Here is a 23,500-nt window from a genome sequence, read left to right as displayed (position 1 = left end):
GTCCCTTTTATTACATAAAAAATCGAAATCAATCAGAATTTATAAATTTTATGTTCTGCAGCCTCGCTCTATACATGTCGTCTGATTCAGAGGAGATCGGGCGTGGATGCGGTTTTGGAGGCCGAGGGGCAGGGCCCGTCGACGCAGGCGAGTCATGTGTATGACCGGCTGCGCGAGGACCTGCTGTCCGGCCGGCTGGCGCCGTCGCGCAAGCTGCAGATGCGGTTTTTGACCGAGACCTATCAGACCGGGCAGACACCGCTGCGCGAGGCGCTCAACCGCCTGACTGCCGACGGACTGGTCGAGGTGCGCGAGCAGCGCGGCTTCTACGTCAAGGACATCAGCCGCGCCGAGCTCGCCGAGCTGACCAAGACGCGCTGCTGGGTCGAGGCGCTGGCGCTGCGCGAGTCGATGGCGGCGGCGACGCCCGATTGGGAAGAGCAACTGGTGCTGGCGCAGCATCGGCTCAGCCGCGCGCCGCGCTCGCTCAGCGCGACAACGTTCGAGGACAATCCGGAGTGGGAGAGGCTGCACCGGATCTATCATCGGGTCCTGATCTCGAACTGCGGCTCGCAGTCGCTGATCGCGTTCTGCGGCCAGCTTGCCGACCAGCTCTATCGCTACCGCCGGCTGTCGATCCGCAAGGCGTTTCCGTCACGCCCCGTCGGCGACGAGCACGCCGACATCGTGAACGCCGTGCTCGACGCCGACACCGAACGCGCGGTTGCGCTGCTCACGGCGCACTATCAGCGCACCGCGGACGTGATCCTGCAGGACGAGACGATCTTTCCGGAGCTGCGCAAGGACAGAAAGATTTAGGATCACGTCGTCGCGGCGAGGAAGAAGTCGACGCGCTTCTCGACATGCGCCTGGGCTTCCTTCTTCAGGGCGCGCATGTCCTCGCCGAGCAGGCTGCGGATCAGCACGGCGAACACGACGAGATCGAGGAAGATCCGTGCGCTGTCCTCGATGCGGTCGGCCGAGAACGCGCCCTTGCCGGCGAGACCTTCGGCGCGCGCGAGCTCGCCGATCGCGTGGCTCACATTGCAGGTGGCGCGCTTGCGCGCCGTGTCCTGGATCTCGAGCGTCAGCTCGGGAAAGCGCGGACTTTCCGCAATCGCGGTGCGCATCAGGCCGATCGTGTCCTCGACGAAGGCGCGCTCGATCAAGGTGAGCCCGAGGCTGATCAGCCGGGCGCGGAAGGTGCGGCCCTGCGGCACCAGGTTCTCATACTGCGTGTTGCGCGCGGCCTGGCGGCCGATGACGGCCGCGAACAGCGCGGCCTTGCTGGGAAATCGCGCGTAGATGGTCGGCTTGCCGGCGCGCGCGGTCTGCGCGATTTCGTCGACGCTCGCGCCTTCGAAGCCGTTTGCGAGGAACACCGTCTTTGCCGCGTCGAGAATGCGCTCCTCGACCTCGCCGGCACGTTCGAGCGGAGGCCGCCCCACCTTGCCGCGCGCCGTCCTGGAAGCAACCATTCGATCCGCCATGGCTTTCTTTCGAGGCCTTTGTGTTCCCGTCCTGTTTGGCACAGGGGTCGGGATTGTTCAATCAACGCGGCCGGGGCCGCTGCTCATGCCTGGGGTGTTAATGCGTTCCACGGAATATCAGCTTGCCCGTGGGGTCTCGAACACTGAAACTGCACATAACGAATTAGGAGGAAAATCATGGGACGGACATTCGTTCATTTGGCGTTGCTCGCCGTCGTCTGCGTCGCGGCCGCGCCGATGGCTCGCGCCGAAACCGTCGTCTTGAAGTCCGAGCTCAAGGCCGCCAACGAGGTGCCGCCGAACGCGTCCGCCGCGTCGGGCGCGGCCGAAGCGAGCTTCGACACCGCAACCAAGACGCTGAGCTGGAAGGTCACCTTCTCCGGCCTCAGCGGGCCGCCGATCGGCGCGCATTTCCACGGTCCCAGCGAGCCCGGCAAGAATGCCGGCATCGTGCTGCCGTTCAAGAGCCCGGAGCCGCCGATCACGGGCTCCGCCGTGATCACCGATGCGCAGGCGGCCGATCTGCTGGCCGGCAAATGGTACGCCAACGTCCACACCCAGGCGAATCCGGGCGGCGAGATCCGCGGACAGATGACCCGGCAGTGAGGCGCGTGCCCGACGCGCGCGGGCTCGCCGTCACGCGGCCAGTTCCGGCTCGCCGGCCTGGCCGGGAACGGCCGAGGCCCGGCGCACGTCGAGGAACTGCTTGAAGCGGCCGAGCGACAGCGGCGGCGCGACCAGGTAGCCCTGGCCTTCCTCGACGCCGCAGGCGATCAGCGCATCGACCTGCTCCTGATGCTCGATGCCCTCGGCGACCACGGACATGTCGAGCTCGCGCGCCAGCGCCACCAGCATCTGCACCACCACGATGGCGGACTGGTCGCGGGTGATCGCGTCAACGAAGAACTTGTCGATCTTCAGGATGCGCGCGCCGAGCCGCTGGATATAGGACAGGCCACTATGGCCGATGCCGACGTCGTCGAGCGCGACGCGGAAGCCGAGTTCGCTGAGCTCCCTTACGACATCAGTCGCCTTGGCGAGATCGGCGAGCTCCTCGCGCTCGGTGACCTCGAGCACGACCTGGCGGGTAGAGACCGACGACGACGCGACCGTCTTGCGCAGATCGTCGATGAAGCGGTCGCCGAGCAGATGGCGCGGGGTGATGTTGACGGACAGCTTGAACAGCTTGTCCTGCTTCATCTCCGGCTGCAGTTCGCGCAAGGCGGTCTTGAGAAGCTGCCAGGTCAGCTTCTCGATGCGGCCGGTGGTCTCGGCGAGCGGGATGAAGCTCATCGGCGGGATCAGCCGGCCGTCCGGCTTCTCCCAGCGTGCCAGGATCTCGCAGCCGACGATGTCGCCGGTCTTCAGTCGGAAGGTCGGCTGTACGTAGGGCTTGAACTCGTTGGCCGCGAGCGCGCGGTCGAGCTCGGCGACCGGGTCCACCGGCCGGCTGAGATAGCTCGCCAGCAGCAGGCCGAACATGCCGCCCAGCGTGCCGGCGGCGAGCATGGTCAGGAGATAAGCGAGGTCGCCGCGGGTGCTCAGGCTCTGCGGCCGCACATGGATCGTGGCCTGCAGCGGATAGCGGTCGGACACGGTGGTGAACGCGACGGTCTGCGCCGGAGACTTGGCGGATGCATCGGGATGATAGCCGGCCACCTGCTCGCCATCGGGCAGGGTCAGGGTGACGTTGCTCTCGGCGCGCAGGCCGACCGGCATCACGTCCAGCAGGTTGCCATCGATGCGCAGGATCGCAGCCAGAGACCGTTGCGCGTCGATGTCGCGCATCACGCCGAACGCGGCGCCGGTGAACTGCTCGACGCGGAACAGCCGCAGCTCGCCGTCGGCGGACTTGAACATCTCGTCGCGCCGCGCCCAGCCATTGTCGAATTCGAGCGTTTCGGAATAGGCCGCACACTCGACCGCGCCGTCGCGGTCGACGGTGCGGATGTCCTTGATGATGGTGCCTTGATAGACGTGAAGGCGCAGCGCCTGCAGCGCGACGGCGCTGCAGTCCATCGGACCTTTCGCGATCAGGCGGTTCAGGATCGATCCGGCCGAGTCGATGGCCGCCTCGGAGCGGCGCAGCGCCACCTTGCTGAGCTCGCTGAGCTGCCGCGCGGTCTGGTTGCCGATCAGCGCGGTCACGGCGAAATCGGCGCCGGCCAGGAAGATCCCGACGCAGGCGGCCACCGCCCCGACGCGAAGCATGTGTTTGCGCTGCAATGCCATCGTGTCGTGAATGACCCCCGTATGACCACGGGTATCCTTCAATCCAACCTTCAACTTTCCGTATATGCGCTCATGGATGCCCGTCCGCAGCGGCACGGTGAGCGGTGGGCGCAGAAAGCTGGTTAAGAAAGGGCTACCGGCTCAAGCCGCCTTGTCGGTGGTGTCGAGCGGCACCGCCGTCTCGGCGCGCTCGGCCGGCAGCAGCATCAGGGCGGCGAGCGCCGACAGGCTGAGGCTCGCCGACACGATCAGTACGCCGCGGCCGAGCCCATCGATCAGCAGGCCGAACAGCAGCGGCGCGAAGGCCTGGCAGATCCGCGACGGGGCCCCGATCAGGCCGAGCCGGTAGGCGTAGTTGACGGGGCCGAAGATGGCGAGCGGCAGGGTGCCGCGAGCGATCGTCAGGATGCCGTTGCCGGAGCCGTGCAGCAGCGCGAACGCCGCCGCGGCGCCCCCGCCGAACAGCCCGATCGTCACGGCGCCGATCGGATGGGTGATGCAGGCGAGCCGCGCCGAGGCGAGCGGATGGAAGCGGCTGAGGAAGCCGGCCTCGAACACGCGCGCCGCGACCTGCGCCGGCCCGATCATCATGCCGGCGAACAAGGCTTGCGCGGGCGTCGCGCCGAACGCCTGCATCAGCCGCGGCAGATGCACCGCCATCGCCGCGGTCACGGTCCAGGCCGCCGCCATCGCGAACGCGATCAGCACCATCGGGCGGTCGAGCGGGATGTTGGGCTTGCCCGTCGGGATATCGCCGGGCGCCATCACGGTCGCCCGCGGCAGCGACAAATTGAGCGGCAGGCCGATGACGAGATGCGCGATCGCCCAGGCGAAGCAGGTCTCGCGCCAGCCGATCGTCGCGAGCCCCCATGTGCTCAGCGGCCAGCCGACGGTGGAGGCGAAGCCCGCGATCAGGGTGATGCCGGTGATCGCGCCGCGCGCGTCCTTGCCGTAGATGCGCCCGAGCGCGCCGAACGCGGCGTCATAGAGGCCGAGCCCCATGCCGACGCCGAGCCACAGCCACGCCAGCGCCATCACCCACAGCGAATGCGACAGGCCGAGCAGTGCGAGCCCGATCGCCAGCACGATGTTGGAGGCGCACAGCACCTGGCGGCCGCCGACGCGGTCGATCTGGCGGCCGATGCGCGGACCCAACAGGCCGGAGATGATCAGCGAGGCGGAAAAGGCGGCGAAGAACCAGTTGTTGGACAGGCCGAGATCCCTGGCGATCGGGTCGGCGAGGATGGCGGGAAGATAGTAGCTCGATCCCCAGGCCAGCGTCTGGGCGGTGCCGAGAGCGATGACCACGCCCAGCCGTCTTGCCTGCATTCCCGTCGACCTCTCCTTGGCTCGGCGTCATGAGCAGCCGCAGCCGCTGCGGCCAGCCAGCTTGGCTTTGGCGTCATCGGCACAGCAACTGTCTACGCCCGATGGCGCCGGTCCGCCACAGCAGCCGGGCAGGGCTGCAATGCTCTCCACTCCGCCGCGGGTGCAGACGCCGGTCTCCGGCAGTTTCAACTCGACACGATGCGCGGCGGCCTTGTCCCCGGCGATGTCGGCGGTGATCGAACGGACCTGCTCATAGCCCGTCATCATCAGGAAGTTCGGCGCGCGGCCATAGCTCTTCATGCCGGCGAGATAGAACCCGGGCTCGTCGGCCTGCGCCAGCTCGCGCGCGCCATGCGGCCGCACCGTGCCGCAGGAATGCTCGTTCGGATCGATCAATGGCGCGAGCGCAACAGGAGCCTCGATCGCGGGATCGAGCCGCAGGCGCAGCTCCGCGAGCAGCGACAGATCGGGGCGGAAGCCGGTGGCGACGATAAGCTCGTCGGCGGTGATGCGGCGGTCGCCGTCCGCGGCGATCCGCAACCGGCCGTCCTCATCGGTGATCCCCGTGACGCCGAAGCCGGGCTCGAGCCGGATGCGGCCCGAACGTACCAGCGCGGCGAAGGCCAGGCCGAGTTCGCCGCGCGCGGCGAGCTGGTCGGCGCTGCCGCCGCCGAACGCCTTCGCGGGATCGTCGCCGCGCAACAGCCAGATCGCCTGCGTGCCCGGCGCGACCTCGGCCAATGCGGCCAGGTCGATCAGGGTGCCGATCGCCGAGTGGCCGGCGCCGAGCACCGCGACCGTCCTGCCAGCATAACGGCTGCGCTGCGCGCCTCGGACGTCCGGCATCGCGTAGGCGATGCGCGCCGCATGCGCGGCTTCGCCGAGCGCGGGCAGTCCGCTATGGCCGGCAGGGTTGGGCGAGAACCAGGCACCGGAGACATCGATAACGGCGTCGGCCTGCAGCGCCGCCTCGCCCTTGCCGTTGTGGATGCGGATCTCGAACGGCGCATCGGCGCGTCCCTTCGACGTGGCCTTGTCGAAGCCGGCCCGGCTGATCGCGGTGACGCGATGCGAGGTCCTGACGACGTCGCGCAGCGCAGTGCGCGTCGCCAGCGGCGCGAGATAGGATTCGATCAGCTCGCGCCCGGTCGGATAGACCTCGGGCTCGGGCGAATTCCACCCCGTCGCAGCGAGCAGCCGCGCCGCCGCGCTATCGATGTTGTACTTCCACGGCGAGAACAACTGGACGTGCTGCCATTGCCGCACCGCGTGCGCGGCTTCCGGACCCGCTTCCAGCACGACCGGGGTCAGGCCGCGCGCCAGCGCATGGGCCGCTGCCGCCAGCCCGACCGGGCCGGCGCCGATGATAGCGACCGTCTTGGCGTCCGTCATGTACGTCCTCCTATACTTCTAGAATAATCGAATTAAAGGGCGAAATCATCAGGCCGCCGGCCTCGCGGTGCCGCAGTCGCGCTCCTCGACGCAGCATTCTGAGACGAGAAAGCCGAGCAGGGAGCGCATCACGTCATATTCGGCATGGCAGACCAGCGTCGTGCCCTCGCGCATTTGCGAGATCAGCCCGACCGCGACCAGCGTCTTGACGTGGTGCGACAGCGTGGAGGCCGGGACCTTCAGCCGCTCCTGCAGCCGGCCGACCGGCATCCCGGCATGCCCGGCGCGCACCAGCGCGCGGTAGATCTTCAGGCGCGTGGTGTTGCCGAGGGCTTCCAGGCGGGCAGCGGCGTCATCGAGCTTCATGGTGAGGAGGATGCGGCATGCGGCCCGCCGGAGTCAAACGATATTTCTAGAATATTGGAAATATCCATGAGTGCGCGCCGCGCGCGGTCGGTTGTCCGGCGCGCTATCGCAGCCGGTAGCCGGCATGGCAGCCGACGCAGGCCGCCATCGTCTGGCCGAGCGCCTTCAGCGCCGGCTTGAGGTCGCCGGTCACACCCGCATTCTGCGCTTCGATGGCGAAGCGGCTCGCCGCTTTGTGCATGGCGGTGCCGGCCTCCTGCATGCCCTGGGGCATGAACCCGGCGACCTCGGCGGCGCCGTGCAGCCGCAGCGAGCTCATGCCCAGGCGTTGCTCGGCGATCTGGCCGGCCTTGTCCGGCTCGCCCGCCGCAAGCGCGTCGTTGATCTGCTGCAGCGCCAGCAGATGGTCGCGCATGTTGGCGAGGGTGTGCTCGGCGAGATCGGGCGGAAACGCCACCCGCTCGCGCTGGTCTGGCGGAAGCGCCCCATGGCTGCCGTGGTCGTGATGGCCGTGGTGCTGCGCCGTGGCGATGCCGGCGGACGCAACAAGGGCCAGCGTGATGGCGGCGAGACGCAGGCGCATGAGGACCTCCCATTCGGGCGAACGCGGTGGCGTCTTCCCTAGACCGCGCAGCCGGGCGGCGCATATGATCCTGATCATATGCCGAGGACCTTCCATCTCTCGCCCGAGGGCACGCGCCCGTCGCTCGACTGGCGCGCTCTTGCACGGCTGTCGCCGTTGCTCGCCGCGCTGCCCGCGGCCGCGCGGTTGCAGACCCGGCGCATCCAGGTGCCGCGCCAGGGCACGGTGTTCTGCCGGGGGGATCGGCCGCGGGCGATGTTCTTCGTGCTGACCGGCGAGGTGAGGCTGGTGCGCCGCTCGCGCGCCGGCGACGACATCGTCCTGCAGCGGGCCCGCCGGGGCTTTCTCGCCGAGGCCAGCCTCGATCAGTCAACGTATCATTGCGACGCCGTCGCGACACAGGACTCAGCGCTGCTCGCGATCGACCGCAAGGCCTTCGCCGAAGCGTTGCGTCGTCCCGAGATCGGGGACCGATGGTGCGATCATCTCGCCCGCGAGTTGCGCAAGGTCCGGGCGCAGTCGGAGCGGCTCAGCCTGAAGACGGCGCGCGAGCGGATCGTGCATTTCATCGAGACCGAGGGGGAGGGCGTCGAGGTCGAGCTCGGCCGGTCGAAGAAGGACTGGGCCGCCGAGCTCGGCGTCACCCATGAGGCGCTCTATCGTGCGCTGGCACGCATGGAACGGGACGGCGAGCTCACCGTCGATGGCACCCGCCTGCGCTTGCGGTGAGCCTTCGGGCGCCGCGTCTCCCGATCGTCGACACTGACCATTCGAACTCGTCAGCCTTGACGCCGGATCATCATATCGATAGTTCTGGATATATGGAAAACGAGCAAGCCGTTCTGGCCTTGGCGGCGCTGGCGCAGCCGACGCGCCTGCAGGCCTTTCGCACCCTGGTGCAGCACGAGCCCGACGGTCTGCCGGCCGGCGAGCTCGCACGTCTGCTGGAGGTGCCGCAGAACACGCTGTCGGCGCATCTGTCCGTGCTGGCGCGCGCCGGCCTCGTCAGTTCGATCAGGCACAGCCGCTCGATCGTCTACCGGGCCGATCTCAAGCAGTTTCAGAAGGTCGCGCTGTTTCTGCTGCAGGACTGCTGCGGCGGCCGGCCGGAGGTCTGCGCGCCCGTCATCGCAAGTCTCACCCCGTGCTGTCCGCCGAAGCGCAAGGAGAAGAGCCGTGTCTGACCGCATCTACAATGTATTGTTCCTCTGCACCGGAAATTCGGCACGCTCGGTGCTGGCCGAGTCGATCCTGCGCAAGGACGGCGCGGGCCGCTTCCACGCTTTTTCCGCCGGCAGCACGCCGAAGGGCGCGGTGCATCCGTTGGCGCTCGAGACGCTCGCGCGCATGGACTATCCGACCGACGATCTGCGCTCGAAGAGCTGGAGTGAGTTCGCCGCCGCCGGCGCGCCGGCGATAGATTTCGTCTTCACGGTCTGCGACAACGCCGCCGGCGAGGCGTGTCCGATCTGGCCGGGGCAGCCGATGACTGCGCATTGGGGCATCGAGGATCCGGCGGCGGCCGAAGGCACGGAGCTGGCGAAGCTCGCGGCGTTCACGACCGCCTTCCGCTATCTGAAGAACCGGATCGACGCCTTCATCAATCTGCCGCTCGGTCGCATCGATTCGATGTCGCTGGGCACGCGGCTGCGCGAGATCGGGACGGGCGAGGGCGCAACGTCGTTCCGCTCCGACGTGGCCTGATCCGATGACGATCTTCGAGCGCTATCTGACGGTCTGGGTCCTGCTCTGCATCATCGTCGGCATCGGTCTCGGCCATCTGATGCCGGGGCTGTTCGCGGCTGTCGCGTCGGCGGAGGTGGCGCGGGTCAATCTGCCGGTCGCGGCTCTGATCTGGCTGATGATCATTCCGATGCTGCTGAAGATCGATTTCGCGGCGCTCGGCAACGTGAAGGAGCATTGGCGGGGCATCGGCGTCACCCTGGTCGTGAACTGGGCGATCAAGCCGTTTTCGATGGCTCTGCTCGGCAGCGTTTTCATCGGCCACGTGTTCGCGCCGATGCTTCCCGCAGGCCAGTTGTCGTCCTACGTGGCCGGTCTGATCCTGCTGGCGGCGGCGCCGTGCACGGCGATGGTGTTCGTCTGGTCGAATCTGTGCGACGGCGAACCGCACTACACGCTGAGCCAGGTCGCGCTCAACGACGTCATCATGGTGTTCCTGTTTGCGCCGCTGGTGGGCCTGCTGCTCGGCGTCGCCTCGATCTCGGTGCCCTGGACCACCCTGCTGCTGTCGGTGCTGCTCTATATCGTCGTGCCGGTCATCGTCTCGCAACTCTGGCGCCGGGCGTTGCTGCGTAGCACGGACGGGGCATTGGAGCGCACCTTGCGGGTACTGCAACCGGTCTCGCTCGTGGCGCTGCTCGGTACGCTCGTGCTGCTGTTCGGCTTCCAGGGCGAGCAGATCCTGAAGCAGCCGGTCGTCATCGCGATCCTGGCCGTGCCGATCCTGATCCAGGTCTATCTGAACGCGGGGATCGCCTATTGGCTGAGCCGCCGGCTCGGCGTGGCCTGGTGCGTCGCGGCTCCGGCCGCCTTGATCGGCGCCAGCAATTTCTTCGAACTGGCGGTTGCCGCCGCGATCAGCCTGTTCGGGCTCGACTCGGGGGCTGCGCTCGCGACCGTCGTCGGGGTTCTCGTCGAAGTCCCCGTGATGCTCTCGGTCGTGCGCATCGTCAGGGCGACGCGTCGCTGGTACGAAGCGGGACTGCCGGCTTAGCTCCGGTCAGTGCTTCGGCAGAGCCGGTTTGCCTCACCGCCGCGACTCGTCCTGATCGTCGTCGTCGCCTTCGCGCTCCCGGCGGGCCGGCTCGTAGCTCAGCGGCTCGCCTTCGGCCCGCGCATGCAGCGCCGCAAGATGCGGGTAGGCTCCAAGACCAGCTCCAAGACCAACTCCAAGATCAGCTCCAAGACCGCCGTCAACGGCACGGGCCACCGGCACCAGCGTGGGCGCTGCGTTCCGGCTGGCTTGTGACATGGCCAAGAGGCCGCCCAGCCCCGCCAGCACGGCTGCCAATGTCATCGTCTTACGCATTCTCGTCTCCGAACTCACCGCGCCCCCGGCTCGCTCCGTCCGGACGCGATGATGTCGCAACGAGCGTGACAGCATCCTGTCAGGTTGAGTCAGCGAGACGTCAGCTTGTCTCGGGCAGGATGCCGATCCCTTGGAATTTCCCACCCCCGCATCGGCCTGAGCGCAATTCCGACATCGGAAGTTCAAACTAAAATCCGCACCAGCTCCTTAGCATTTGCGAACGCTCCGCAAGTCGACCCCCGCAAGTCGACCTCCGCAATTCGAACACAGTGGCGAGAGCGCAACAAATCACGACGAGCTTTGAAGATCAGAGCGTCAGGCCCCGGGAAGATCATGCATTTGCCTCAAATCGGACGGTTCATGCGCATCACGGTATTTGCGATGCTGATCTCGACGGCGGCATCCGCGGCGACGGTGGCGCGCGAGGACGATCGCGAGCGCCGTGACGCCGTGCGTCGCGCCGTCGAGGCGGGCGACGTCCTGCCGCTATCGGAGATCCTGCCGCGATTGCGCGGCCGGGTCGCCGGCGACGTGATGGGAATCGATGTCGACCGCCAGCGGGGCCGCTGGCGCTATGAGTTTCGGGTGATCGGCCGCGATGGCCGCGTGCGCGAGGTCTATGTCGATGCGCGCAGCGGCGAGATCGAACGGATCGAGGAAAAATAGATGCGAGTGCTGCTGGTCGAGGATGATCCGCGGCTGGCGTCCGACCTGGCCCGGACGCTTCAGGCGGCGGGCTATCTGGTCGAAACGTCCGACAACGGCGAGCAGGCCTGGTTTCTCGGCGACACCGAGGACTATGGCGCCGTGATCCTCGATCTCGGCCTCCCCGGCATGGACGGGTTGTCGGTGCTGAAGCGCTGGCGCGGCGCCGGGCGGCACGTGCCGGTGCTGATCCTGACCGCGCGCGCGAGCTGGGCGGAGCGGGTCGATGGCATCGACGCCGGCGCCGATGACTACCTGCCGAAGCCGTTTCGCAATGAAGAGCTGTTGGCGCGGCTGCGCGCGATCGTGAGGCGCTCCGCCGGCCATGCGGCGCCGGTGCTCTCGTCCGGCGATCTGGCGCTCGACGAGCGCCAGATGAAGGTCAGCCTGTCCGGCGTGCCGGTGACGCTGTCGCAGCTCGAATACCGGCTGATCGCCTATCTGCTGCGGCAGAGCGGCCGCGTCGTGCCGCAGCATGAGCTGGAGGAGAACGTCTACGGCCTCGGCCACGAGCACGACTCCAACGCGCTCGAGGTGCTGATCCGGCGCGTCCGCAAGAAGCTCGGCGCCGAGATCATCGAGACCCGCCGCGGCTTCGGCTACATGATCCCGGAGACGGCGGAATGAGGCTCGGCTCGCTGCGGCTGCGGCTGGTGGCGGCGGGCACCATCGCGCTGCTGGTCGCGCTCGGCGTCGCCGGCTTCGGCATGGTCGTGCTGTTCAAGCGCCACGTCGCGCGGACGCTCGCCTCCGATCTCGACATTCACCTGCGCCAATTGCTGAACGGCCTCGAGGTCGATGCGGAAGGGCGCATCGTGGTCGCGCGGCCGCCAGCCGATCCGCGCTTCGTGGTCCCGCTGTCGGGGCTGTACTGGCAGATCTCGGACGATCACGGCCAGTTGCTGCGCTCGCGCTCGCTGTGGGACACCATCCTGCCGCTGCCGATCGACGAGCCCGGACCGAGCGACGTGCATCAGCATGAGCTCGCCGGGCCGGATGGCGAACACGTGCTGGTCGCCGAGCGCGGCATCCTGATGAATCCGGAAAGCCAGATCCGCGTGCGCGCGGCCGTGGCCTACGACCTCGACGGCGCCACCAGCGCGGTGCGGACCTTCGCCAAGGATCTATCGATCGCGCTCGCCGTGCTGGCCGTCATCCTCGCCGTCGGCACGTCGGTTCAGGTCACGCTTGGCCTGCGTCCGCTCGGCGTGCTGCGCCGTGGCGTCGCCGAGATCCGCAGCGGTCGGCGCCAGCATCTTCCCGTGGACGTGCCGACCGAGGTGGCGCCGCTGGTCGACGAGGTCAACGCGCTGCTTGATGCGCAGAGCCGCGAGATCATGCGCTCGCGCAGCCGTGCGGCCGATCTCGCCCACGGCTTCAAGACGCCGCTCGCCGCACTCGCGGCCGACGCCGCGCGGTTGAGGGAGCTCGGCCAGCTCGAGCTGGCGCGCAATGTCGAGGATGTCGCCGAGGCGATGAGCCGGCAGGTCGATCGCGAGCTGGCGCTGGCGCGGCTGCGCGGCAAGGCCCGCGGCGGGCCGGAGGCCGCGACCGAGCTGGCGCCCCTGGTGAATGCGCTGCTCGGGACGCTCGGCCGCACGCCGGCGGCCGCCCATGTCAGCTTCGATGGCCAGGTGCCCCCAAGCCTGCGCGTCGGCATGGATCGGACGGATCTCGCCGAGGTGCTCGGCAATCTCTTGGAGAACGCCGCGCGTCATGCGGCGAGCACGGTTCGCATCGTCGCCAGTGCGACCCCTCTGATCGTCACTGTCGAGGACGACGGTCCGGGCATTCCGGACGCGAAGATCGGCCGCGTGCTCGAGCGCGGCGGCCGCCTCGACGAGCAGGGGCCGGGCAGCGGGCTGGGGCTCGCGATCGTGCAGGACGTGCTCGAAGCCTATGGCTGGCGGCTGCAGATCGGCCGTTCCCAGCTCGGCGGCGCCAGGATCACGATCGCGCCGGCCATCGTCTCGGCACTCCGCTGGCCGCAGCCTGCGACGTCCCAGGCCACCCCGGCGCCGTCCATTCTGACAGCAGGCTGACATCCCGCGTCAGCGGCGCGACGCCCCCGGTCAGCTATCTCCTCCGGTCCTACCACCCCGCGCTCCGGCTTGCCGGCAGCGGGGCCAAATGGCCGAAGGAAGCTGATCATGCGTATTCGAAACTCCGCCAAGACGTATGGCTCCGTCGCGATCGCACTGCACTGGATCGTCGCCGTGCTGGTGCCGGCGGCCTGGATTTCAGGCCATCTCGGCGACATGCTGCCGCGTCCCTCTCATGACACGGGCCTGTTCATGCACGTCTCGCTCGGGCTGGCGATGCTGGGCTTCGCGCTGGCGCGCCTGGCCTGGCGTCTGGCCGATCCGCCGCCGGCGCCTGCAGCGACCAAACTCGGCCCGTGGACGGTTCATGTCGGCGAGATCACGCATCTGCTGATCTATGGCATCATGTTCGCCATTCCGGTCCTCGGCATCGTCACCCAGTTTGCCCGCGGCTACGGCTTGCCGGTGTTCGGCCTGTTCGAGATCGCCTCACCCTGGGTCGGCGACCGCGGCTTCGCCCACGACATGAAGGAGATGCACGAGGCGCTGGCCAATGGCCTGATGATCCTGATCGGCCTGCACGCAGGCGCTGCCTTGCTGCACCATTACTGGCTGCACGATCGCACCCTGCGGCGGATGGTGCCGGGACTGCGGTGATAGGCCCTGTCATCCGGGCCTGCTAAAAGGCCTCCGTCGATCACGCCATCGGAGGCCGCCATGCCGGCAACGCCGCACATCGAAAAGCACTTCACTTCGTCGGAGGTCGTCCGCGACGTCGTGATCGGCATGGCCGACGGGCTCACCGTGCCCTTCGCGCTCGCCGCCGGTCTTTCGGCGGCGGTCGCCAAGACCGACGTGATCGTCACGGCCGGCCTCGCCGAGGTCGTCGCCGGCGCGATCGCGATGGGGCTCGGCGGCTATCTCGCCGCCCGCTCCGACGCCGAGCATTATGCCGCCGAGGAGACGCGGGAGCATGACGAGATCGAGCATCTTCGCGGCCGCGAGGTCGAGGAGGTCGCCGCGATCTTTCGCGGCTATGGTCTCGAAGGCCAGGCCTTGACCACCGTGGTCGACGCCATCGCGTCCGATCGCAAGCGTTGGGTCGACTTCATGATGCGCTTCGAGCTCGGTCTCGAACGCCCGGATCCGAAACGTGCGCCGGTCAGCGCCGTGACCATCGGCGGCTCCTACGTGATCGGCGGCCTGATCCCGCTGATCCCCTACATGCTGGCCCAAGACATCTCGTCCGCGCTCCGGATCTCCGTGATCGCGACCGGCATCGCGCTCCTGATCTTCGGCGCCATCAAGGGCCACTTCACCGGCGTCAACAAGATCAAGTCTGCGCTGCAGACCGCGCTGGTCGGCGGCCTCGCCGCCGGCGCCGCGTTCTGGCTGGCGCATCTGTTCGGGTAGGGCGGGACAGGATTGCGGCTGCGACATTCGCGAGCCCGTGCCATGCGGCGCAACGCGTCCGCACGTCACTTTGCCCACCGCACCCAAGATATATCCCCACGTCATTCCGGGGCATCGCGAAGCGATGAGCCCGGAATCCATAACCACGAATTGCTGTGGCGTGCGTGACGGCGGCGACGAGCTTCTCGGGCCCTACGGGCATCCTGAGTATGGATGCCGGGCTCGCGCTGACGCGCGCCCCGGAATGACGACGAGGGGAGAGTTGCCAAGCGCACTTGCATCCGTGCGTGCAGGACCATTCCACGTAGATCGTCAATCCATCGGGGACCAGGAAGCATAAGCGACAACGCCGCGTCGCATCGTGCCCACCACATTCGGGCGGTGGCAATGGTGGGCGCGCGCGGCCTGACGGCAGGGCGTGCCATCTCGACGCAAGCGTCAAGAACGGTGGCACGTTGGATCAACGAGCACGGTGTCGTCGCGGCGAACGCCGGGACCCATAAACCGAGGGAGCCGTTTGGGGCAGGCGCGTTGGCGCGGATGCACGGTAGTCACGCGCCGCTTCGCCAGCTCGGTGCCGCGTCAAGATTGATGGCGCGCTGGATTAACGAGGGACCGTGTAGGGTGGGCAACGGCGCGCCGCGTTGCAGTCTTGTCGGGCGAGCTTTCGCGCGCGCCGTGTCCACCGCCCGCACCCAGCGCCGCCGATGGTGGGCACGCGCCGCCTTTGGCGTCGCTTTGCCCACCCTACGGCAGCATCGTCTGCGGCAAAGGGCTTTACCCGAGTTCGAGATCTTTGGTGCCCTGCGGATATGGAGACGCTCTGCCGTAGCGTCCTGACGACGGCGTTGGGTTGAGACCATTTGTCAGCCTTGAATCGGCATAGCTCAGCTTTAGGCCAGAGAGCCGATCGTCTTGGTCGGGATGCGGCGGCTTTGGCCACAAGCGGAATCCTGCTCGGCTTGATGAGACGCTTTCGCATAAGATTGACTCCTGTCAGAATGCGTGCGCGCACGGCCGTGATGCAAACCGCCGCAAACAGGTGACGAGTTGGATCTCTCGAAGCAAGCATTGCTCGTAGTTGATGTTCAGCCGAGCTTTCATGTGCCCGATGCGATCGTCGCGGGTATCACCGAGCTCACACGGAAGGTTCCTACGATAGCCACCGTGGAACGGCATAACGAGGCCGTCACGCCCTTTCTAGGTCAGTTGGGCTGGACCCCCAGTGCAAACGACAAGTGTTTGGTGCCTGCTGACAAGGTCTTTATCAAGCACGGCTATCTTCCGCCTAAGGCCGCCATTGACTATCTAAAGGACCTTGCTGTGGACCGAGTGCTCGTCTGCGGCATACAAGCCGACACCTGCTGTCTGGCTGCGGGCTTCATGCTGTTTGACGCAGGCCTAAGGCCGACGCTCCTGAAGTGGCTCAGCGTAGGGTCGTCCCTCGATCGATCAGCTACCTTAGGAGCTAAGCTCTGGAAACATCATTTTGGATGCGTGCTGAGCGAGCCTAGTGAATTGCAGATCTAGACCACCGCGTTGGAACGGACAAACCGCAAAGTGTTTGGGGGAGCGAGGTTCACTACAACTAACAATACTGAGCGGAGACCATTGCATCACAGGAATACAGGGACGCTCAGACCGACCATGTCTGATTCGGGGCGCTGTCGAGGAAGGCTGGTCGGCTTCACCCAGGACAGCCATACGTCGGCGGGCAGCCCCCCATCAGCTTCGGTCGGCGGGCGTGTGCACCGGAGCAAGAGATGGTCACCTGACAACGCGGATACCGAAACCCGCCGCGCCTGCAGATCAAGCCCGCGTGGACGTGGCCGCGCCGGCAGACCCTTTCGGATTGGTCAGCCTCATGCCATGATGTGTGATGATGCGCGCGCTTCTCCTCATGACTTCGATCATCGTGCTTGCAACCGCTCCGGCCGCAGCTCAGCGGTTCGATGGCAATGATCCGGTGTGCCTCCAGACATGGGAATGGGGCGGTTCCAGCACAATCTCGTGCCAGTATCGGTCGTGGGAGGCGTGTAGAGCGGGGGCTGCGGGCCTTTCGGCCATGTGCTTGCCGAACCCCTATGCACAACGCCCGCCGGAGCCAAGCCGCCGTCGGCCTCCCCGATAGGCGCCGGTTGCGGTCTGACAACACCCCAAGCTTCAACGGAGCTGGCACGTGCCATCCGATGCTTGCTCGGCTGATTGGATCCGGTCTTCATTCTGAGAAAAATAAATCGATTGCTAGTTTTCAGAATACGTGCTTGATTGTCGCCGTCCCGTGCTCCTCGAGAGGGGCGCTTCGCGATCGTCACGGAACGTTGGGTGCGGGATGCGGTGGCTGCAGGGTGCCGCAGCGTGGGGCGACTTGCGCGGACGAACGGCAGCTTGCGGACGCGAAGTCGCGTGGTCCTGGCGCCCCGATGCTGGCGCCAAGTCGTCGGGCGATGATCCCGAGGGCGACGGTGGCTACCAAGCCGGACACCGGGGAGATCGCGAAGTAAGCGTGAAAACCATCGCGCGGGGAATGCCGGGATGTCTCGGCTGAACCTGTGGTGACTGCCGCCTGCTTTTTTTCTGCAGGCGGGCCATGGGGGCGGCCAGCTCCCGGCATTCCCTGCGCCCTCTGCCCGATCAGGGGGCAACACCGATGACATCACTCGGGCGCATGGCGCCGCGAGAGCAGTGACGCACGTCTTCATGGCGATGCCCAGGGGGGAGGGAGCCGGTCGCGGGAACCAAATTCCGCAGCCAAGGTTAGCTGGCATGCAGGAGGACTCCCGATGCGCCGTCAGAAGATTCAGCCGTCCCGCAACAAGCTCGACATGACCGATCAGGCCCAGGTCCGCGTCGTGACCAAGCGTCTGAAGATGTCGCCCGGGGAATTGACCGAGATGGTCGAACGCATTGGCAACTCCATCGCAGCCATCACCAAGGAAGTCACGCAGCAGCGGGCCGCGAAGGCTGCGCCGGAAGGAGCCGTGATCGCCTCGGTGACGGTGACCGAGACCAAGGCGGAAGTCATCGTGCCGGACGAGACGCCAGCGGCAACCTAGCAATCGACGCTGATCATCGAGACCCCCGGCAATCGATCTGGGGACTCGGACGAAGGGGGCAAAGGATGGACCAACGCACCGACCTCGGTGACGCTTTGACGCAGGCGGCGTTCAATCTGCGCAAGACCAGGATCAGCGAAGGCCGTCCGTTTCCTCTCGGCGCGACCTGGGACGGGCTCGGCGTCAACTTTGCGATCTTTTCCGCGCATGCGACCAAGGTCGAGCTGTGTCTGTTCGACGACACCGGCGAGACCGAGCTCGAGCGCATCGAGCTGCCCGAATACACCGACGAGGTCTGGCACGGCTACCTGCCGGCCGCGCGGCCCGGCACGGTGTATGGCTATCGCGTGCACGGACCCTACGAGCCGGACGCCGGTCACAGGTTCAATCCCAACAAGCTCGTGATCGACCCCTATGCCAAGCAGCTCGTCGGCAACCTGCGCTGGGGGCCGGAGCTGTTCGGCTATCGGCTCGATCACGCCGACAAGGATCTGTCGTTCGACGACCGAGACAGTGCGCCCTTGATGCTGAAGTGCCGGGTCATCGATCCCGCCTTCACCTGGGGAGGCTCGCGCAAGCCGGAAATTCCGTGGGAGCGGACGATCTTCTACGAGATGCACGTCAAGGGGTTCACCAAGCTGCATCCAATGGTGCCCGAAGCCGACCGCGGCACCTTCGCCGGTCTCGCGCACCAGGACATTCCGGCCTATCTGCGCTCCCTGGGCATCACCTCGGCCGAGCTATTGCCGATCCACGCCTTCATCGATGACAGCTATCTGGTCGAAAAGGGCCTGCGCAACTACTGGGGCTACAATTCGATCGGATTCTTTGCGCCGGAGCCGCGCTATCTGAAGACGCCGTTCGCGACCGAATTCAAGACCATGGTCAACCAGTTCCACGCCAACGGCATCGAGGTGATCCTCGACGTGGTCTACAACCACACCGCCGAAGGCAACGAGCTCGGGCCGACCTTGTCGTTCAAAGGCATCGACAATGCCAGCTACTACCGGCTGATGCCGGACCAGAAACGCTACTACATCAACGACACCGGCACCGGCAATACGGTGAACCTGTCGCACCAGCGCGTGCTGCAGCTCGTCGCGGACTCCTTGCGCTATTGGGCGACCGAGATGCGGGTGGACGGCTTCCGCTTCGACCTCGCCACCATCCTGGCGCGCGAGCCCTATGGCTTCGACGAGGGCGGCAGTTTCCTGGATGCCTGTCGTCAGGACCCGGTGCTGTCGAGCGTCAAGCTGATCGCCGAGCCCTGGGACATCGGTCCCGGCGGCTATCAGGTCGGCCAGTTTCCGCCGGGCTGGGCGGAGTGGAACGACAAGTTTCGCGACACCGCGCGGGCATTCTGGAAGGGCGACGGCGGCACGCTCGCCGATTTCGCCAAGCGCATCTCGGGCTCGGGCGACCTGTTCAACAAGCGCGGCCGCCGGCCCTGGGCGAGCGTGAACTTCATCACCGCGCATGACGGCTTCAACCTCAACGACCTCGTCTCCTACAACGACAAGCACAACGAGGCCAATGGCGAGGATAATCGCGACGGCCACAGCAACAACCACTCCTGGAATTGCGGCGTCGAAGGACCGACCGACGACCCCGAGATCACCGCGTTGCGGGAGCGGCAGAAGCGTAATCTCCTCGCCACGATGCTGCTGTCGCACGGCACGCCGATGCTGCTTGCCGGCGACGAGTTCGGCCATACCCAGAACGGCACCAACAACGCCTATGCGCAGGACAATGAGACCACCTGGCTCGACTGGATGGGCATCACGCCGCAGGGGCGGGCGTTGCGCGAATTCACGCGCAAGCTGATCGCCATGCGCAAGGCGTTTCCGATCCTCTATCGCAGCCGCTTCCTGATCGGCTCGCACAATGAGGACCTCGGCGTCAACGACGTGACCTGGCTCGACCCGTCGGGCGAGGAGATGACGACGGAGCAGTGGACCGACGATCACGCGCGTTGCTTCGGCATGCTGCTCGACGGCCGCGCCCAGGAGACCGGCGTCAAGCGGCGTGGCTCGGATGCGACGCTCCTGCTGGTCTACAACGCGCATTTCGACGTCGTGAACTTCACGCTTCCGTCCGTGCCCGAAGGCCACAATTGGCTGGCGCTGCTCGACACCAACCAGCCGGATGCTCAGCCGCAGTCGTTCCCGTTCGGCCACGTCTACGCGGTGACCGGGCGATCGCTGCTGGCCTTCGGCCTGTCGTCGGAGCAGCAGCCGATGCGCGGCCTGCGCCATGGCCTCGGCGCGCTGCTCGACGTCGCGGAGGCGCCGCTGGGGTAGGATGTTCGGCGGATTTTGCGGTCAGGCACCGCGGGCGTATTTCGCAAGCCTCGCGTCGAGCACGCCGAGCATGGCCTCGCGCGCCGGATCGCGCGAGCCGCGCAGCCAGACGGCCGCGAGCGGAAGCCGTCCGGCGGTGCTGCCGCGTGTCATCCGCAGCGGCACGAAGCGGACGCCGGAGACCGCGAGCCGCGAGGTCCAGCGCGGCACGATGGCGATGCCGAGCCGCGCGGCGACGAGATGCACGATGGTCTGCTTCTCATCGGCGAACTGCGCGATAGCCGGCGACAGCCCGGCCTGTGCGAACAGCTTCATGGTGAGGTCGTGGCTGTGCGGCCGCGACCGGCGGTCCGGGACGATCAGCGGCTGGTCGGCGATGTCGGCGAGCGAGACCACAGCACGCGAGGCCAGCCGGTGCCGCTGCGGCAGGGCCACCACGGCGCTCTCGCTGAGCAGCGCGCGGAATTCGAGCCTCATATCGGTGCGCTCGGGCGGCCTGACAAAGGCGAGGTCGAGCGCGCCGGACAGGATCCTGGGCAGCAGCCGGATCGTCTTCTCTTCCGTGAGCTGCACCGCGATGTCGGGATGCCGCGCGCGAAAATCGTGCAGCAATTGCGGCAGCAGCCCGGCGGCCGCGCTGTCGATGGCGCCGACGCGCAGCCGCTGCGCCTTCGTGCTTCGGGTACGGCGGCGGAAGCCGGTTTCGACCGCCTCGACACGGGCCAGGATCGCCCGGGCATCGCGCAGCAAGGTCGTGCCGTGCTCGGTCAGCGACACCGCGCGCGTGGTCCTCGCGAACAGCGGGGTCGCGAGATCCTCCTCCAGCAGCTTGATCTGGCGTCCGAGCGCCGAGGGCAGCATCTGCAGCCGCTGCGCCGCCTTGCCGAAATGCAGTTCCTCGGCGGCGGCCACGAAGCAGCGGAGCTGGTGCAATTCCATGGTGGGGTCCTGAAGAGGCGATGGGCCGGATTATATCATTTTTTTGTATAATGATGCGAGCATTGAAGCCGGCCTGGTTCGACGCCTACGCTTGTCAGATCAACGACAAGACGGGACAGGGAGGTGACGATGGCCGGAGAGCTGGAAACGCGCGTGCTGCGCAGGATCACGTTGCGCATCGTGCCCTTCATCATGCTGCTCTATTTCGTAGCCTTCATCGACCGCGTCAACGTCGGCTTCGCAGCGCTGACCATGAACAAGGACATCGGGCTGTCAGCCTCGGCCTATGGGTTCGGCGCCGGCATCTTCTTCTGGGGCTATTTCCTGTTCGAGGTCCCCTCCAACCTCGCGCTGGACAAGTTCGGCGCGCGCATCTGGATCGCGCGGGTCATGATCACCTGGGGCCTCGTCTCCGGCGCGATGGCGTTCGTACAGGGACCGACGAGCTTCTACGTGCTGCGCTTCCTGCTTGGGGCTGCGGAAGCAGGCTTCTTCCCCGGAATCATCCTCTATCTCTCCTACTGGTTCCCGGCGCGCCAGCGCGCAGCCGTCACCGCGCTGTTCATGGCCGCCGCGCCGCTCTCCACGGTTCTCGGCTCTCCGGTTTCCGGCGCGCTGCTGGAGATGGACGGCATTCTCGGCTTCAAGGGCTGGCAGTGGCTGTTCCTGATCGAGGCGCTGCCGGCGGTGCTGCTCGGCTTCGTCGTGCTCGCCTACATGACCGATCGTCCGGAGCAGGCCCGCTGGCTCGCCGACGACGAGCGCGACTGGCTGGTGCGCACCATGAATGCAGAGGTGGCGAGCAAGGCCGCCACCGCGAGCCACAGCATCTGGCGCGGGCTGGCCGACATCCGCGTGCTGGCGCTCGCGCTGGTCTATTTCGGCACCTCGGCCGGCCTCTACACGCTCGGCGTCTGGGCGCCGCAGATCATCAAGCAGTTCGGCCTGTCGTCCTTCACCGTCGGCTTCCTCAACGCGGTGCCACCGACCGTGGCCGTGGTCGTCATGATCCTGTGGGCGCGCCATTCCGACCGTACCGCCGAGCGCACCTGGCACGTCGTGCGGGCCTGCGTGGCCGCAGCCGTCGGGCTCTGGTTGGCCGGGCTGTCGACCAGTGTCGCCGCCGTCCTCGCTGCGCTCACGCTCGTCAATGTCGGCATCTCCTCCTCGAAGCCGCCGCTGTGGAGCATGCCGACCATGTTCCTGTCCGGCTCGGCCGCCGCGGCGGGCATCGCAACCATCAACTCGATCGGCAATCTCGGCGGATTCGTCGGTCCCGCGATGATCGGCTGGATCAAGGACCAGACCGGCAGCTTCAATGGCGGGCTCTATTTTGTCGCCGGCCTGCTGGTGGTATCGGCGGTGCTGACCCTGTTGCTGTCACGTTCACAAAGTGCGAAGGCCCAAGCAGCCACGCCGTCCTGACCTCATCAACGGAGCTCTTTCATGCGCACCCATTCCATCGCCGCCATTCCCGCCGACGGCATCGGCCCCGAGGTCATCTCCGAAGGCGTCCGCGTGCTCGAGGCACTCGCCAAGCGCGCGGGCGACATCAGCTTCAACGTCAAGACCTTCGACTGGGGCTCGGACTACTACAAGAAGCACGGCGTGATGATGCCGGCCGATGGACTCGCGGAGCTGAAAAAGTTCGACGCGATCTATTTCGGCGCGGTCGGCGCTCCCGACGTGCCCGACCACATCACGCTGTGGGGCCTGCGGCTGCCGATCTGTCAGGGATTTGATCAGTACGCCAACGTCCGCCCGACCAAGATCCTGCCCGGTGTGGCCTCGCCCTTGCGCAATGTCGGCGTCGGCGATCTCGACTGGGTGATCGTCCGCGAGAATTCCGAGGGCGAATATGCCGGCATGGGCGGCCGGGCGCATCGCGGTCTGCCGGAGGAGGTCGGCACCGAGGTCGCGGTCTTCACCCGCGTCGGCGTCACCCGCATCATGCGCTACGCGTTCAAGTTGGCGCAGTCGCGCCCGCGCAAGTTCCTCACCGTCGTCACCAAGTCGAATGCGCAGCGCCATGGCATGGTGATGTGGGACGAGATCGCCGCCGAGGTGGCGCGGGAATTCCCCGACGTGACCTGGGACAAGATGCTGGTCGATGCGATGACCGTGCGCATGACGCTGCAGCCGAAGAGCCTCGACACCATCGTCGCGACCAATCTGCATGCCGACATCCTGTCCGATCTCGCCGGCGCGCTGGCCGGCAGCCTCGGCGTGGCGCCGACCGGCAACATCGATCCGGAGCGGCGCTTCCCGTCGATGTTCGAGCCGATCCATGGTTCGGCGTTCGATATCACCGGAAAGGGCATCGCCAACCCGGTTGCGACGTTCTGGACCGGCGCGCAAATGCTCGAGCATCTCGGCGAGACGGACGCGGCCGCGCGGCTGATGGCTGCGGTCGAGAAAGTCTGTGCAGCAGGCATCCTGACCCCCGATGTTGGCGGCACGGCGACGACCAAGCAGGTGACCGACGCCGTCATCGACGCGATCCATGGCTCCAACGCCTGAGGCGTGCTGTTCTCTTGCACAATTCTGGCGTGTTCCGTGTCGCGCTTGCAATGGACGCTGCGGGGCGTATATCAGCGCTTC

At 66.8% G+C, this 23,500-nt stretch carries 25 protein-coding genes; 17 read left to right on the top strand and 8 right to left on the bottom strand.

Translation table 11 applies throughout. From position 1 onward, the window contains the following. The first annotated feature begins 102 nt into the window (after positions 1–102). Positions 103–819, top strand: a complete 717-nt coding sequence (locus QX041_RS27230) for a GntR family transcriptional regulator (protein WP_315828184.1) — start codon at positions 103–105, stop codon at positions 817–819. A 2-nt stretch (positions 820–821) separates the two neighbouring features. Here QX041_RS27230 and QX041_RS27225 read toward each other — a convergent pair whose 3' ends face one another. Further along, entirely contained in the window at positions 822–1,478 is a 657-nt protein-coding gene (locus QX041_RS27225) for a TetR/AcrR family transcriptional regulator (protein ID WP_315753189.1), read from the bottom strand. A 189-nt stretch (positions 1,479–1,667) separates the two neighbouring features. On the opposite strand from QX041_RS27225, the gene QX041_RS27220 reads away from it, so the two are divergent. Continuing rightward, the gene (locus tag QX041_RS27220) at positions 1,668–2,096 is read left to right on the top strand and encodes a CHRD domain-containing protein (RefSeq protein WP_315828183.1); all 429 of its coding nucleotides are present in this window, start codon (positions 1,668–1,670) and stop codon (positions 2,094–2,096) included. A 30-nt stretch (positions 2,097–2,126) separates the two neighbouring features. Here QX041_RS27220 and QX041_RS27215 read toward each other — a convergent pair whose 3' ends face one another. The 5 genes from QX041_RS27215 to QX041_RS27195 all read right to left on the bottom strand — a co-directional run bounded on the left by QX041_RS27215 (position 2,127) and on the right by QX041_RS27195 (position 7,392). Then, a complete protein-coding gene (locus tag QX041_RS27215) occupies positions 2,127–3,701 on the bottom strand; it encodes an EAL domain-containing protein (RefSeq protein WP_315828182.1) in 1,575 nt (524 codons plus the stop codon). Between the two features lie 162 nt (positions 3,702–3,863). Beyond that, complete coding sequence (locus tag QX041_RS27210; RefSeq protein ID WP_316167148.1) at positions 3,864–5,051, bottom strand: MFS transporter; 1,188 nt, start codon at positions 5,049–5,051, stop codon at positions 3,864–3,866. Between the two features lie 27 nt (positions 5,052–5,078). Continuing rightward, positions 5,079–6,443 carry an NAD(P)-binding domain-containing protein gene (locus tag QX041_RS27205; protein WP_315753187.1) on the bottom strand — a complete coding sequence of 455 codons (1,365 nt, stop codon included), beginning with the start codon at positions 6,441–6,443 and terminating at the stop codon, positions 5,079–5,081. Positions 6,444–6,491: 48 nt separating this feature from the next. Beyond that, a complete protein-coding gene (locus QX041_RS27200; protein ID WP_315712726.1) occupies positions 6,492–6,809 on the bottom strand; it encodes a metalloregulator ArsR/SmtB family transcription factor in 318 nt (105 codons plus the stop codon). A gap of 103 nt (positions 6,810–6,912) precedes the next feature. Continuing rightward, positions 6,913–7,392 carry a hypothetical protein gene (locus tag QX041_RS27195; RefSeq protein ID WP_316167147.1) on the bottom strand — a complete coding sequence of 160 codons (480 nt, stop codon included), beginning with the start codon at positions 7,390–7,392 and terminating at the stop codon, positions 6,913–6,915. Between the two features lie 78 nt (positions 7,393–7,470). Here QX041_RS27195 and QX041_RS27190 point away from each other — a divergent pair, with 78 nt between their 5' ends. The 4 genes from QX041_RS27190 to arsB all read left to right on the top strand — a co-directional run bounded on the left by QX041_RS27190 (position 7,471) and on the right by arsB (position 10,129). Continuing rightward, the gene (locus QX041_RS27190; protein ID WP_316167145.1) at positions 7,471–8,121 is read left to right on the top strand and encodes a Crp/Fnr family transcriptional regulator; all 651 of its coding nucleotides are present in this window, start codon (positions 7,471–7,473) and stop codon (positions 8,119–8,121) included. A 92-nt stretch (positions 8,122–8,213) separates the two neighbouring features. Further along, positions 8,214–8,576 carry a metalloregulator ArsR/SmtB family transcription factor gene (locus QX041_RS27185; RefSeq protein ID WP_316167144.1) on the top strand — a complete coding sequence of 121 codons (363 nt, stop codon included), beginning with the start codon at positions 8,214–8,216 and terminating at the stop codon, positions 8,574–8,576. Further along, positions 8,569–9,096, top strand: a complete 528-nt coding sequence (locus QX041_RS27180; RefSeq protein ID WP_315753184.1) for an arsenate reductase ArsC — start codon at positions 8,569–8,571, stop codon at positions 9,094–9,096. Before QX041_RS27185 ends, QX041_RS27180 begins: the two co-directional genes overlap by 8 nt. Positions 9,097–9,100: 4 nt before the next feature. Continuing rightward, a complete protein-coding gene (gene arsB, locus QX041_RS27175; protein WP_315712719.1) occupies positions 9,101–10,129 on the top strand; it encodes an ACR3 family arsenite efflux transporter in 1,029 nt (342 codons plus the stop codon). 33 nt (positions 10,130–10,162) lie between these two features. Here the strand turns inward: arsB and QX041_RS27170 are convergent, their stop codons facing one another. Beyond that, positions 10,163–10,444 carry a hypothetical protein gene (locus tag QX041_RS27170; RefSeq protein WP_316167143.1) on the bottom strand — a complete coding sequence of 94 codons (282 nt, stop codon included), beginning with the start codon at positions 10,442–10,444 and terminating at the stop codon, positions 10,163–10,165. Between the two features lie 360 nt (positions 10,445–10,804). On the opposite strand from QX041_RS27170, the gene QX041_RS27165 reads away from it, so the two are divergent. The 9 genes from QX041_RS27165 (at position 10,805) to glgX (ending at position 19,960) form a co-directional block, all read left to right on the top strand. After that, a complete protein-coding gene (locus tag QX041_RS27165) occupies positions 10,805–11,110 on the top strand; it encodes a PepSY domain-containing protein (RefSeq protein ID WP_315712717.1) in 306 nt (101 codons plus the stop codon). After that, on the top strand, positions 11,111–11,776 hold the full coding sequence (locus QX041_RS27160; protein ID WP_315712715.1) for a response regulator transcription factor: 666 nt from the start codon (positions 11,111–11,113) through the stop codon (positions 11,774–11,776). Continuing rightward, positions 11,773–13,191 (top strand): sensor histidine kinase, encoded by a 1,419-nt coding sequence (locus QX041_RS27155; RefSeq protein WP_315712714.1) that lies wholly within the window; start codon positions 11,773–11,775, stop codon positions 13,189–13,191. Before QX041_RS27160 ends, QX041_RS27155 begins: the two co-directional genes overlap by 4 nt. A gap of 108 nt (positions 13,192–13,299) precedes the next feature. Beyond that, the gene (locus QX041_RS27150; protein WP_316167141.1) at positions 13,300–13,848 is read left to right on the top strand and encodes a cytochrome b; all 549 of its coding nucleotides are present in this window, start codon (positions 13,300–13,302) and stop codon (positions 13,846–13,848) included. A 60-nt stretch (positions 13,849–13,908) separates the two neighbouring features. Beyond that, complete coding sequence (locus tag QX041_RS27145; protein WP_316167140.1) at positions 13,909–14,604, top strand: VIT1/CCC1 transporter family protein; 696 nt, start codon at positions 13,909–13,911, stop codon at positions 14,602–14,604. A gap of 1,050 nt (positions 14,605–15,654) precedes the next feature. Next, positions 15,655–16,134, top strand: a complete 480-nt coding sequence (locus tag QX041_RS27140; RefSeq protein WP_315753179.1) for a cysteine hydrolase family protein — start codon at positions 15,655–15,657, stop codon at positions 16,132–16,134. Between the two features lie 349 nt (positions 16,135–16,483). After that, positions 16,484–16,735, top strand: coding sequence for a DUF3551 domain-containing protein (locus tag QX041_RS27135; protein ID WP_315712708.1), 252 nt, complete (start codon positions 16,484–16,486; stop codon positions 16,733–16,735). A gap of 652 nt (positions 16,736–17,387) precedes the next feature. Beyond that, on the top strand, positions 17,388–17,660 hold the full coding sequence (locus QX041_RS27130) for a DUF3606 domain-containing protein (protein ID WP_316167138.1): 273 nt from the start codon (positions 17,388–17,390) through the stop codon (positions 17,658–17,660). 65 nt (positions 17,661–17,725) lie between these two features. Then, positions 17,726–19,960 carry a glycogen debranching protein GlgX gene (gene glgX / locus QX041_RS27125; protein WP_316167136.1) on the top strand — a complete coding sequence of 745 codons (2,235 nt, stop codon included), beginning with the start codon at positions 17,726–17,728 and terminating at the stop codon, positions 19,958–19,960. A gap of 21 nt (positions 19,961–19,981) precedes the next feature. Here the strand turns inward: glgX and QX041_RS27120 are convergent, their stop codons facing one another. After that, positions 19,982–20,899 (bottom strand): LysR family transcriptional regulator, encoded by a 918-nt coding sequence (locus QX041_RS27120; protein WP_315712703.1) that lies wholly within the window; start codon positions 20,897–20,899, stop codon positions 19,982–19,984. Between the two features lie 129 nt (positions 20,900–21,028). On the opposite strand from QX041_RS27120, the gene QX041_RS27115 reads away from it, so the two are divergent. Further along, on the top strand, positions 21,029–22,324 hold the full coding sequence (locus QX041_RS27115) for an MFS transporter (protein WP_316167135.1): 1,296 nt from the start codon (positions 21,029–21,031) through the stop codon (positions 22,322–22,324). Positions 22,325–22,345: 21 nt separating this feature from the next. After that, positions 22,346–23,419: a tartrate dehydrogenase gene (locus QX041_RS27110; protein ID WP_315753175.1), complete on the top strand. Its 1,074-nt coding sequence runs from the start codon at positions 22,346–22,348 to the stop codon at positions 23,417–23,419. The last annotated feature ends 81 nt before the right edge of the window (positions 23,420–23,500 follow it).

The organism is Bradyrhizobium sp. SZCCHNRI2009, from assembly GCF_032485115.1.
GTDB lineage: Bacteria > Pseudomonadota > Alphaproteobacteria > Rhizobiales > Xanthobacteraceae > Bradyrhizobium.
The sequence above is the reverse complement of the archived record's forward strand: the minus strand, read 5'-3'. Positions and strand labels throughout refer to the sequence as shown.